Below are 12,900 nucleotides of genomic sequence, written 5' to 3'. Positions count from 1 at the left end.
ATTTATTTTCTTAGTTAAAATTCAACTAAAACACCTAGGTTGAACACTCGTTGAACCGGATAACCTAATCCATTACCACCCATCTCGGGATCCCACAATTTGAATTTGCTAAATGTTAACAAGTTGGTACCACTGGCATAAAACCGACATTTAGTCAAAGACATCTTTTTTGATAAGCTCGATGGCAGCGTAAACCCAAGTTCCATTGATTTTAATCGAAGGAATGAACCGTCTTGCATAAACCAGGTACTAGTTTGCATATTATTCGCCACATAAGAATTTGACAAGCGCGGCCAGCGTGCGTAGATATCAGGATTGGCTTCAGACCAGTAACTGTCAGCCCAAACTTGCAACAGTTGGTTATTCCCAAGTCCACCACCAGAAATGGTATTAATGAAAGGCGCAGAATTACCGGTATCAATCCAGAATGATTCATTAGCCAATCCCTGGAAGAAGGCTGAAAAATCAATTGATTTAAAGCCGGCAGAAAATCCGAATCCATAAACAATTTCTGGCGAAGTTGGATTCCCAATTGGAACCATATCCAGACCTGAAATACGACCATCACCATTTACATCGCGATATTTAATATCTCCTGCCGCATACATTCCAAATGATTGTTCCGGAGAATTGCTCACTTCTGCCTCATCAACAAACAAATGCTCGGCAATATAACCATAATTTTGACTGATGGATTGGCCTACTCGTGATAACCAAGGTGTATCAGAATAATCTGGTTCTTCCAATGTTGTCATTTCACTCACTGCATATGTAAAGTTAGCACGTGCCTGAATCCACCAATTCTGACCAAATGTTTGGTTATAATCGAGCGATGCATCTATACCTTTACTTTCTGCTTCACCAATATTTGCTCTCACACCAGCCTGCAATCCCATAGATGCCAGCTGTATGCGATCCATTAAAATATTTGTCCTGTTTTCATGGAATACATCCACCTGAACTTCCCATTTGTCATACAGTCCAATTTCAGCACCAACATTTAGTTTATACGAAGTTTCCCAGGTAATCTGATCATTTGCATATCTAGATATGGATACACCTGATTTGCCATAATCAAAAAACTTACCAAACTGAGCCCCTCTAGCTCCGCTTGTCATATTCACCTGAGACAAGTAAAAGAAACGGTCGTCTGCTCCACCGATAGCATCGTTACCAACCAAACCATACGTAGCTTTTAACTTCAATTTCGTAATTGTTTTCTTTAAGCTTTCAAAATAGGGTTCATTGGAAACCAAATAACCTAAACCTGCTGATGGGAAGAATCCGAATCGATTGTTCTTTGCAAAACGCTCTGATCCGTTATAACCGAAGTTAGCCTCTACAAAATAGGTATCGTTATAAGCATAGGTAAAACGTCCGGCCAATCCCATATTACGATAAGGTAGTGATTGTTGTAAAGTTGTTTCGTTACCTTTCAATTCACTTCGCATTGTAAAAACTAACAACCCACTTACTCCGTGTACGTCATTGAATACCCGGTTATAGGAAGCAGATCCCTCAGCATAATAGGTGGTGCTAACATCCTTCGATCCAGGTACGTAATCCAAATATTCAGTACCAGTTTCAGGATTTAAGGCTGACAATGTGTACTCTCCTGTTTCAGGATTAACCAAAGGACTGTAGTAATATGGACGATACGCACGTGAAACATCGAAAAATGAATAGATATTACCGTATCCAATTGCTTTCACCTTCAATCCTTCTGTTATCATACTTAAATCCTGTTCAAGTTCAATTTGTGTCAGGATTCTTGCGGTACTGGACTCTTTGTAACCTCTTTGAATATCTGCATACGGATTATAATAGTTCAATCCAAGTGCACTATACTGGTTTCTATAGTTTCCAAAAAGGATATGATTTGTAAATTCATTCTTTGCATCTGGCTCATAATAAGGTGCAAAATATACCGGATTGGTGCGCATTACATTATTAAACACGTCACCACCTCCATTAATTGGTCCTGAGTAGGAGTCCAAGCTTGTATTGAAGATAAACTTACCTTTTGTCGTTTTAGTCAAGTTCAAATTCAAATTGGTACGTAACTGGTATTTCTTCAGATCAATGTTACTGTTAAAGTTGTTCCTGTGATCCACTTTCATGATACCGTTATCCTGGTTCATTGTCGCAGCAATATAATAACGGGCAACCTTTCCACCACCACTCATATTGACATTAAAACGATGGTTGGTGGTATGATTTTTAAACATCAAATTGTACCAGTCGGTAGTCGGATACAGCACAGGATCAACTCCATCAATAGTATTTGCAATCTTTTCCTGTGAATAAGGTAGTGGTTCCAATGGATTCCTGGTTCGTACCGCCTCATTGTGCATCAGCATATAAGTAATTGGATCTGCCAAGTCCAAATCTCTGGTATTTCCAGATATTGACATTTCGTAACGGGCATTTACGGAAATCGATCCTTCAACCCCTTCTTTTGTTGTCACATAAATAACACCGTTTGCACCTCTGGCACCATATAGAGCAGTTGCGGTAGCATCCTTCATAATCGAGAAACTAGCAATATCATCTGGCTGAAGGCGGGCAAGGTCTGCTGATGTTAATTCCATTCCATCAATCAGGATCAATGGGTCTTTTTTGTACCCCATCGTAGTTACACCACGCACGAAGAACTGTGCATTATCCTGTCCTGGCTCACCACTTCTCTGATAAGATATGATACCAGACATACGACCTGCCAACGCGGTTGTAAGGTTACTTGAGGGAACTTTCAACTCAGATGGCTTAACGGTTGAAATAGAAGCGATAACACTGCTCTTTTTCTGTTTGGCAAAAGCAACAACTGTAACATCATCCAATTCTTGAGTATCTTCCACCAATTCAATGTTGATAATCTGTCGCTGTCCAACTCTAACAGACTGTGTAACATACCCTACAAATGAAAATACCAGGGTGTTATCCGGTTCAACGTCAATTGTATAATTACCGTCAAAATCAGTAATTACACCTTTTGTTGTTCCTTCCACTGCAATTGTCACACCGGGAACTGGCTGACCATCAACATCAGTTACAGTACCTCTAACAGTTTTTTCAGCATTTTGATTTGCAAATACCTCCGTTGGACTGTCATTGCCCAAGGAATTCTTGTTGTTTGAATTTGCTGAAAGCTGCACCGCCATTAGTAAAATTAACAGTGCAGTTGTTTTCATCATTCGAACTAATTTACTTGTCCGCTGTACTACCACATCGGAAAAGCGTCTTTCTTTTTCCATAAATTTGTTAGGTTAATGAGTAAATCGAATACTTATTCTGCTTACAAAAAGCAGTAAAACGACAAATGGGAATAATCTCAAAATTCCCTTCATTTTGATTCATTTTTTCATCATAATTTTTGTTTACATTAAGTTAATTACATATCAATTCCACGGAATTGATTATCGTGTTTCAATTCTTGTTTTCTAGTTTCTGAAGTTTTCTGAGATTGTGCTTTCGACCATTAAGTCCTGTTTGGAGTATTTTGTGGACACAGCAAAATCATGCTGTAAAACACATCGCACAATTCAAGGCATAAAAACAACTAACAAGAAAGGGGGTACCTCTAGAAATCGGGGTTAATAAAAATTAAATCTTTACTGGAATCAGGGGAACTTTTCATTTATCTTTCACAAACAAATGCTCTATGCTGCAAACGCAATATTCTATTTGAAGAAAATTGAAATCCAAAAGGCTACAAACATTTCTATTCAAATAGCATTTCATTTAGATATTTTTCCAAAAGAGCATTGTTGTGAGACGCGCTTTAGAGAACAGCAATACTAAGACAAATATTCTTAGTTGAAAAATTAGTAACTGCAATTATATTCTCAATTTATTCAAACCTGTCAATTCATAAAGGGATAAGATATGTGAGCCCGTCAATAAATTAACACGATGGGTTTATATGTAATTGTTTTAAATATTACCTAATTTGTTTCATATTCATTTTTGCAAATTCTTGAATCTCAACTTTTGATATAGGCCAGTCGTTTGGAAGTCTGTTTCCAGTGCTATTTCTTATAAATATTACCCCATCAAAGCTGCCACAATTTGAGTAAGAATAAAATTGATTTTCGGAGTAGAATGCTCCAATAAATCGTTCAGAACTTATCGAGTATAAATTTTCATTACGTGTATAGAAATAATCTACACCTGATCTTAAACATAAACTTTCGAGACTCAATCTTGGTGGCGTTATTAACTTACAATTAAACTCAAAACCATTTTCACCAAAGCTTGTAATTGTGCCATTTCCAACAGAAATAGCGACCGAGAAATAATTATTAGAATATGTTTGAAACAAATAATGCCCCATGTTTTTCGCATAAATCCTATTTGCCAGATTATGCAATTTACTGACATGACCAAGATGAGCAAAAATGGCAGTCTTTTCAGTACCACTTGTAAATGCGTCAATAGCAAACTTTGAATTTTGAAATAATATCAATTCTCGTTCATCTTCATGGTATGGAAAGAATGCTGTCGTTGTGGTTCTTAATTTTATTGCATTTAAAATACATTTTAGTTTACAATCATTAAAATTAGCAGCAAGACGTGTTTGAACAAGCAAGAGAGCCTCCTCAAATTCTTTGTTTTTGATAAGAAGACTCAGTTTATACATAGAACTATCCCGCGGATATGCATTATTTATAAATACGTTTAGATCGTCTTCAATTTTAAACCCTTTATTCTCGTCTATACCCATCACCGTTACTTTATTATCCTGGCTATGATTGTATGTCCTTAGCCAATTAAAAAATTTAACAAATGATGGAATATCCAGATTATTAAACAGTAATAATTTACTTATATCTTCTTCTGTTTCTCCATAAATAAACTCATTTATCCTTAATCCAAGATCAAAAGGAAATTCGAATAAAATAAGTTTACAATTATTCCTTTTTACTAATTCAGAAATAGTTTTTAAAGTTGTTTCCTGTATTTCTCTACTACCATGAACAGATTCACCAAAAGCGATTATTGAATGATCTTTAAAATCATCTAGATTCACCAGATCTACTATCGGATTTGTAGCAAATGATACATAATCATTGCTTACGTTTTCTGAAATTTCAAGGGTCTCACTATCAAAGCAATCATATTGACTTATATCTTTGTCATCCAGAGCTATACTTATATTGTCAACTGAAATCGCTTTTTCGGACATTCCTTTTCCAGATTTCATCCTTTTAATTATTGTATCTACATCTATTGCGTGTTTCTTTGTTGATCCTGCGCTAATTTCAAGATAAGCTCGCTTAGTATTAAAACCATCAACCTTTAGTGTCGATTTCTTCCATTTATTGCTACTAAGCAGGCATATTGAATCTCTTGATGTTATTTTATTACATTCGTTTAAACCAAAAAGCTTAAGCCAGGCTTTTTCAACATCCGATGTTTTCGAATAAATCGAAACTTGTATTTGTTTTGGACTAATTGGCAATATAATAGTTTGGTAAAAACAGGCATTAAAAGGCTCATCATGTTTTCTTCTAATCATAACAAATGAGCTTTTGCCTTCTACAATATCTGTCGAATCTCCTCCCGCTATTACATTGCTTTTAACACAACTCCACCTTGCCCTATATGGGTCACGATTCTCAAAACCAAGATCATAGTCAATTAATTCGGTATAATCAACACGGCTATTCGAACAACTAAACAGTAATACGCTAACAAGTAAATACTCAATTAAACTCATAATCTTGAGGATTTAATTTAGGATTCTGAGTCAAAAAATCTCAGCATCATAAAAATGCTGAGATTCTTCCATCTAAAAATAGAGTCAATTTATCTATTTCACTCTTCTGAAGTAAAAGTTCCTGCAGGTAGTCCTTCTTTGTTGAATAAAGTAGCTGCAGCCCCATCACTCCAGGCATATCGTACATAAACCGGAGTTGAAACAGAATGACTAGACAGCTGAATCTTGTCGCCCAATATTTTTGCATTGGCTGGCACGAATTTCTTATCCGCACCTGCAATTTCAAAACCAGTAAGACCTGTTTCTCCTGCAACTAATCCACTCCCAATTGATTTTGACTCGAACTCAACCAACAACTTATTACCTGAAACTTCAATATTCTTAAACAATGGACCAGAGGTGGTCAATTCCTGTCCATATTCATTCGCCAAAGCAAATCTTGCCAAACGATCACCAACCTCTTTCTTATATGCAGGATGAGCAGTGCTAAGTTTCCCAATATCCAGGGTCACTGCCATGCCAGTTTTGGGAAGCTTTAACGCATAACGCTGTGCATTTCGAAGCTTTGGAGACTGACCTTTTTGGTTCGATGCCTGATACAAATAAGGAGCAATTTGCACAAAGTAAAACGGCAGTTCTTGATTCCATTGCTGCCTCCAATCATCAATCATCAAGGGAAATAGCGTTTTATACTGATCGGCGCGTCCGACATTCGATTCTCCTTGATACCAAATAACTCCTTTGATAGAATACGAAATTAGAGGATGAATCATGGCATTAAAGAGCACAGTAGGTGAATTACTATTTAGCTTCGTAACATTTGGTCGCGCAGAAATATCAGCCTCAAGTCCATACTTGAAAAAATTACCACTAATATTTTCTGCAACCAGTTTTGATTTCCATTCGCCCTCCAATGAAATCTCCTCACCATTACTGCTTGATAAGATAATCGGTCCATTAATAAATCCTGGGCCTCCAGTGTCAATGGCACGAATAGCCAAAGTATTAATTCCTGCTTTTAGAATTTTCGCAGGCACCATCATTTCACGTGGAGTGTTCGCGTTTCCATTTTCCATAATTCCACCAACTTTTTGTCCATTCACAAAAGTCTCGTCCATATCGTCAATGGAACCAATACGAAGCATATAATCAGTTTCCACATCCTGAATATTGAATGTAGTTCTCAGCCAAATCGCCCCGTCAAATTCGCCAGACTGAAGACGATCAAATCTTCCGGGAAGATGCATTGATTCCCAATTGATATCGTCAAAATCAGAACTAGTGGCGTCCATGTCTGACCACTGAATATTGCTCCAATCATCATCAGATCTTGGCACTTGAGTTACAGGCCATTTATTATTCCATTCGGTAATTGATGATTGTAATTCTTCAAGTCCATCTATATTTTCATCAAAATCACCCATCTTTTTCAAAGATTCTTTGCTTGTCCATGCTTCTGCCGGTGTTCCTCCTATAGATGATTGAATAATCCCAATTGGTACGTGAAGTTCCTGATAAAGCTTTTTAGCATAAAAATAGGCTGTTACGCTAAAATCCCCTGCTGTTTCGGGAGAGGTTCTCTCCCACTTTCCATCAACAGAATCCTGTGGTGTGGTTGCGATGTTAAAAGGTACTTTAAAGAATCGAATCTCAGGAAAGTCAGCATGTGCAATTTCCTGAGCAGAATTACATACGGTATCTTGCGGTGGCCATCCTTTTAAAGGCAAATCCATATTCGATTGTCCTGAAGCCACCCAAACCTCTCCAATTAGCACATCTTCAATAGTTGTCAATTGTTTTTCTGATTCAATTTGAATGGTATATGGTCCACCAGCAGAAGGTGTTTCAACCGTAATTTTCCATTTGCCATTTTCATCAGCCACCGCAGAAGCTTGTGTTCCCCAACTGGCAGAAAGATGCACTTCCTGCCCAGGAGCATTCGTTCCCCAAAAATTAACGTCTTGCAGTTGCTGCAAAACCATGTGATTTGAAAAAAGCTTGGATACTTCTAATGGAATATGCTGATCAGACTGACAGGCCCCAAAAAAAATAGATAAGACCAATACCATTAAATATGCATAATTTTTCATTGTGTGTGTGTTAAAAGAAACAGGCTTTAAATTCTAGATTCAAAGCCTGTCAATATTTGTTATTTTTTTAATGCTTTTTTTATCGCCGCATCACAAAGTGGCATCATTACCTGATAGCCTTCTTTATTTGGATGAACCCCATCACCCGAATATTCAGCTTTCATTCCCAAACGATCATCAACCATCGCAGAGAAGTAATCCAGATAAATACAATCATTTTTCTCTGCATATTTCTTAATCATTTTATTGAGCTCTACAATTTTCGGAGCTGGTTCCAAACCAGGTTTCCATGGATAATCAAAAGCAGGCAAAACAGAACATAAAATGACTTTTATGCCGTTAGCTTTCGCAAGTTCCGCCATAGAAAAAATATTATCTGCAATCATTTCCAATGTTGAAGGACCAGTATTTCCAGCAATATCATTTGTGCCCGCTAATATTGTTACCACAGCAGGTTTTAGGTTAATTACATCAGCACGAAACCGAACAAGCATCTGCGGAGTGGTTTGTCCACTAATTCCACGATCGATATAATCATTCTCAGAAAAATATTCAGGAAAATTGCTAATCCAAAAATCAGTAATTGAGTTCCCCATAAACACAACTCTGGTTTCGCCTTTTTTAGGCAGCCCGAGTTCAGCATTATCTTTTCTGTAACGATTAAAATTTGGCCAATCCTGCGCATTAGAGAAACTATACAGACACAAAAACAGTAATAAAAAAACAGTCGCTTTTAAATTTTTCATCTTTAATCTTTTTAAATATCAATACAAAAAATACTACCATTCAAATCATCAAACAGCAGCATCTTAGATATTGGTTGTTGGTTTCCTTTTTATTTGTAACGTAAATATGTAAAAAAATCAGGCTCCAAGATTAATATTTGCGCTGCAAAATTCATTATTCATCAAGAATAAATGATCGTACTTAGAGCAGAGTTGATTCTGAATTTAAAGGAATCCGGTATTATTAAAATCTGAAATTACCGATTTGTTTGTTAGTTTTCCCCAAGAGGAAAATACAAAAATTCAATTCCTCTTCCATTTTTTGGATCCAGGTTACGCGAATATCTCATCGTAAGATCATCATCCCAGTGTTCAAAAACCCCTAAACTCTCAATTGGCTTGCCTCCCTGAATGTATCGTGTTCCCGAAGGTGCATGATCCGGATCTGCCATTTCTCGCAGAAAATCATCCGCATTATCGCGAACTAAAATTCGTGGCACATCGTGGTAAGCAGTTTCATTATTGTTTTTACTTTGTGCGTACATAATATCCAGACCAACGGACTGAAGCGCAACACAGTCAAATGAAGCCAATAAACATGCCGGCCACTCCGGATTTTCGTAAGGCTCAACCTTATTATTGAATGGTGGATTGGGAAAATGCAAGGGGTATGTTCGCCATTTTCGTCCACAATATAATCCATCAAGTAAGTACAAAATTGTTTTGGCTCCCAGATTTGGCGATGTAGCCAGATCAACCAAAGGCGAGTAGGCATTTTTAGTTCCCAATTTCTTTGTATCCAGGTAATCGTGCAATTCAGGAGTTCCTTTAATGGAGCCCGCATGATTTTTTGCAGACATGGTAACAGCAGTTTGACCTTCATCACCATCTTCCATATAATTGTAAGGATATGAATGCAACTTAAGCATTGCAAAATTCACAAGATAGGTTGCTTCTTTTACCTGTCGGGGAATCAATTTCGCCTCATTAAACTTGCCTGCCGAATAACTAATGCCTTCCACCCAGTCGACTGCTTCTATTCCGGTATGATCACCGTATGCCGGATTAACAGGCTGAGCATCCTGAGCCTCGCCCCACTGCAAAAATCGAACATCTTTAAATTCCCTCCATATTGTGGTCAACATATACGGATAAATTTGTCTGCGGGCATCGTAAATAAAAATATCTTTTTGTGGAATACCTGCTTCATTCACCAATTGGCGAATCATCGCCAAAACCATTTGTGGCGATGCATCCGATTGGTTATCAACTTTTGAAACGCCACTGTTATTTAAGTTAATTTTTACGGCGACAACTTCACCCGGTTCGTATCCCCTTTTTGTCAAACCCCGACTATTTTCATTGTAATATTTAAAAATTTTGTCCCAGGCTTTTTTGTCTTTTTTTGTTCCGGTAAGTTTCTGTAAAGTCACGGATAACATTTCTGCGACTTTTTCAGTATCGGTATTTTCATCCAGCCACCACTGGTCTTCATTCACGTTCCATCTTCCTGCCCATTTTGTAGCTTCCGGATTTCGGGTCATCACAACCCGGCCCGGATAGACCCCCTTTGCATCACCAATCGGTTGATTCGATGGGCCTGGTATCCAATTGAAACCGACAGCAGGCTGATATCCATCACCCGAACCTAGCGCGAAAGAATCTAAAATACTAGACGGAATAATTTGTAACCACACGCACAAAACGACAACAACCATCGCAGAACTTCCAATAGCAACCCAGCGATAGTTACCCAGTCTTTTTCCTAAATATTTGATTCCTGCTAAACTTCCTATTAAACCAGTCAACCAAATTACAAAAGCACTGGCTAGCGGAAATGCTGCGCGTTGACAAGGGTAAGTTGCACGGCTGGGTTTTGGAATTACGCGAATTAAAAACCAAACCAATGCACCGAATCCAACTGCTATCAATATTAGCTTATTAAATATACCAAAAAGCTTCTTTTTGGTAGTTGAAGTTTCTTCTTTCATATTTCTAACCTTCAATTTTCACGTTCAACAATAAAGAGATAATTCCCTACTTAAACTCACCAAATCTTACCTTTTCAGAAATTCCTTTTTCGTTAAGAACCTGAATAATTGTAGAGGGACCAAGATCGGGTGCTTCCCACGACTTTAATGCCCAAACTACCTTTTTATCAGGCGTTACTTCAATGGCTTGATAAGGCGGATTATTTTTATCGACTTCCCCACTCCATTGGTTAAACCAGTTATTAATAATGGTGTTTCCATTGGCTCGCCGAACAGCAACTTGCGGTGATGTTAAGTTGTATTCAGGATAGTCATTTAATCGGATGTCCCAAATTACGTTACCTTCTCGGTCTACCTCACGAATCCAACGGTCGCTTCCACAAAGTAAAATATTATCGTTTTCAAGTGGTTCTGCCGACCAAATTCCAGGCGCATCCATCGAAAACAACACATTTCCATCTGTATCGTATTCAACGACTTTACCCATTTCCATGTGCGAAATCAAATAAGTACCACGAGGTGTTAGTCGGGCATGGCGAAAATGACCATGTACATTTTTAGGATTTTCTACAGCAACATCAAAACTTTTAACCGTTTTGCCGTTTTTTACATTTACAACAAACACTTTTGCAGGATCGCCATTCTGCAAAAACACCACATATTTTTTCCCAATCGGCTGTGCAGTATGGGTTTCGCACCCCTCCGGAGTATCGTAGCTCCATAAAACTTTCTGATCGGCCGAAATAAGTGTAATTCCGCGTTGATGTGCAAATAATACATTTCCATTACTCATTAGTACGGCATCGCTAATTTCTCCTTTGTCCTTTGGTCCTTTGTGTTCCCAGACGACACTACCGTTTTTAACAATGTACATATCTTGTACTTTGGCTTCTCCGGCGTAAAAGAAATCGAACTTCGACAAATTGGTTCCAGGTAAAGCTGTGTTGGTGCTCTGAGCACATAATTCAGTATTGAAAGTTGATATGATAATAAAAGTGAGGATTTTGATGTAGCTAAGTTTCTTTAGATTTTTCATTGGTTTGCGCTTAGTTTAATTAGTAAATGACTTGTTTGTTTTACAATGAGTTTGCAAGGCTTCTCAGTGAAAAGCCAGCATTATTGATAATTTTCCAGTTTGAACTATTACTATTAAGTCCGAAATGGCATCTTTTGTGGACATACCAATTTAATGCTGGAAAACATATTCTCGTTAAGAAAATGCAGTATTTGGACGAATAACTCTGTTGCTTACTTATTTTCAAGATCATCATAGGCTGCTTCCATCAGTAAGAAGAAAGCTTGTGCTTCGGTAGAACGACCCGGACTATTGAACCATGGAGCGCCGCAAGCATCAGTAACAATTCCATTATTATCCACTTTAGAGATTGCTGCCTTTCTCATTTTGTCAGCTGCTTTTTTGTAGGAATGATCTAACCATCCGCCTTTTATACCTTTATAAATCGAATAGGCCAACATTTGTCCAAGATTAGTCTCAACAAAGCTTTCAGGTTCATCAATGAAATCATGAAAAAGCCCATCGTTTCGCATGTACGAAATACAAGCATCCAACAGCTCTTTGTGATAGGAAATTAGTTTCTGTTTCTCCATTTCCATTGATGCAGGTAATGCAAGAATCACCCGACTGTAGCATGCCGCCGCCCAACCATTTCCGCCACCCCATAAATGAGCATCAACCAACCTGCTTTCCTTATCGCTCCAACGATGAGCAAACAAATGTTTGTCAGGACTGCATAAATACTTTCGGAAACCTTCAATTTGTTTTACCGCTTCACTATATTCTCCCATTGCCGCCAAAAACGGAGGAGCCATATACATTGCATCCGACCAAAATTCACGGCCATTCATTTGATGATATAAAATACCCTCATCGTTACGTGGAGCCTTTTCCTTTAAGAATGCAAGCATTTTTTCAGCCGCTAATTTCAGATCTGTATCTCCTGACTTTTGGTAGGCGACCCACACAGCTTCACCCGAACAAGCAGGATCCAGACTTCCACCATCTGAATAAAGCACGCTCAACCGCCCTTCTTTTGTTTGACGAAGTACAGCTTCTTTGGCCATCAAATAAGTCATTTCCTCGTCACCTAACTCTAAAAAAGCCTGAGCAGCGACACCTTGTTCCCAGGAAGCACGTTGCATGCTTAACATCGCATTTGTCACTTTTGAACGCAATTTAAAGTCTGTATTTTGTGCATTCGAATTAATAAATAGAATAGCCAAAACGATTGTAAAAAAGAACTTCATATTTTATATAGTAATTTGTAATAACCTCTTAAATAAATGGTTATCACTTGGGTTAAACACATAAATTCACTAAAATAATTCGCCTATTAATTTGAACCATTTATGGGGTT

The 12,900-nt window shown here is 37.8% G+C and carries 7 protein-coding genes; all 7 read right to left on the bottom strand.

Going from position 1 to position 12,900, the window contains the following annotated elements:
- Positions 1-14: 14 nt before the first annotated feature.
- The 7 genes from ACUNWD_RS10475 to ACUNWD_RS10445 all read right to left on the bottom strand — a co-directional run bounded on the left by ACUNWD_RS10475 (position 15) and on the right by ACUNWD_RS10445 (position 12,790).
- Positions 15-3,254: a SusC/RagA family TonB-linked outer membrane protein gene (locus ACUNWD_RS10475; RefSeq protein WP_445587754.1), complete on the bottom strand. Its 3,240-nt coding sequence runs from the start codon at positions 3,252-3,254 to the stop codon at positions 15-17.
- A 686-nt stretch (positions 3,255-3,940) separates the two neighbouring features.
- On the bottom strand, positions 3,941-5,719 hold the full coding sequence (locus tag ACUNWD_RS10470; protein WP_445587753.1) for an erythromycin esterase family protein: 1,779 nt from the start codon (positions 5,717-5,719) through the stop codon (positions 3,941-3,943).
- A 98-nt stretch (positions 5,720-5,817) separates the two neighbouring features.
- Positions 5,818-7,809: a sialate O-acetylesterase gene (locus ACUNWD_RS10465; protein WP_445587752.1), complete on the bottom strand. Its 1,992-nt coding sequence runs from the start codon at positions 7,807-7,809 to the stop codon at positions 5,818-5,820.
- A gap of 59 nt (positions 7,810-7,868) precedes the next feature.
- Positions 7,869-8,555 carry an SGNH/GDSL hydrolase family protein gene (locus tag ACUNWD_RS10460; RefSeq protein ID WP_445587751.1) on the bottom strand — a complete coding sequence of 229 codons (687 nt, stop codon included), beginning with the start codon at positions 8,553-8,555 and terminating at the stop codon, positions 7,869-7,871.
- A gap of 251 nt (positions 8,556-8,806) precedes the next feature.
- Positions 8,807-10,525, bottom strand: coding sequence for a DUF362 domain-containing protein (locus tag ACUNWD_RS10455; RefSeq protein ID WP_445587750.1), 1,719 nt, complete (start codon positions 10,523-10,525; stop codon positions 8,807-8,809).
- 46 nt (positions 10,526-10,571) lie between these two features.
- Positions 10,572-11,561, bottom strand: a complete 990-nt coding sequence (locus ACUNWD_RS10450; RefSeq protein WP_445587749.1) for a beta-propeller domain-containing protein — start codon at positions 11,559-11,561, stop codon at positions 10,572-10,574.
- 212 nt (positions 11,562-11,773) lie between these two features.
- A complete protein-coding gene (locus tag ACUNWD_RS10445; RefSeq protein WP_445587748.1) occupies positions 11,774-12,790 on the bottom strand; it encodes a glycoside hydrolase family 88 protein in 1,017 nt (338 codons plus the stop codon).
- Between the last annotated feature and the right edge of the window lie 110 nt (positions 12,791-12,900).

The organism is Sunxiuqinia sp. A32 (assembly GCF_052690465.1).
The sequence above is the reverse complement of the archived record's forward strand: the minus strand, read 5'-3'. Positions and strand labels throughout refer to the sequence as shown.

Coding starts and splice junctions, on each gene's coding strand:
- ACUNWD_RS10470 (WP_445587753.1), bottom strand. CDS start 5,719: ATGAGTTTAATTGAGTATTTACTTGTTAGCGTATTACTGTTTAGTTGT.
- ACUNWD_RS10475 (WP_445587754.1), bottom strand. CDS start 3,254: ATGGAAAAAGAAAGACGCTTTTCCGATGTGGTAGTACAGCGGACAAGT.
- ACUNWD_RS10450 (WP_445587749.1), bottom strand. CDS start 11,561: ATGAAAAATCTAAAGAAACTTAGCTACATCAAAATCCTCACTTTTATT.
- ACUNWD_RS10465 (WP_445587752.1), bottom strand. CDS start 7,809: ATGAAAAATTATGCATATTTAATGGTATTGGTCTTATCTATTTTTTTT.
- ACUNWD_RS10445 (WP_445587748.1), bottom strand. CDS start 12,790: ATGAAGTTCTTTTTTACAATCGTTTTGGCTATTCTATTTATTAATTCG.
- ACUNWD_RS10455 (WP_445587750.1), bottom strand. CDS start 10,525: ATGAAAGAAGAAACTTCAACTACCAAAAAGAAGCTTTTTGGTATATTT.
- ACUNWD_RS10460 (WP_445587751.1), bottom strand. CDS start 8,555: ATGAAAAATTTAAAAGCGACTGTTTTTTTATTACTGTTTTTGTGTCTG.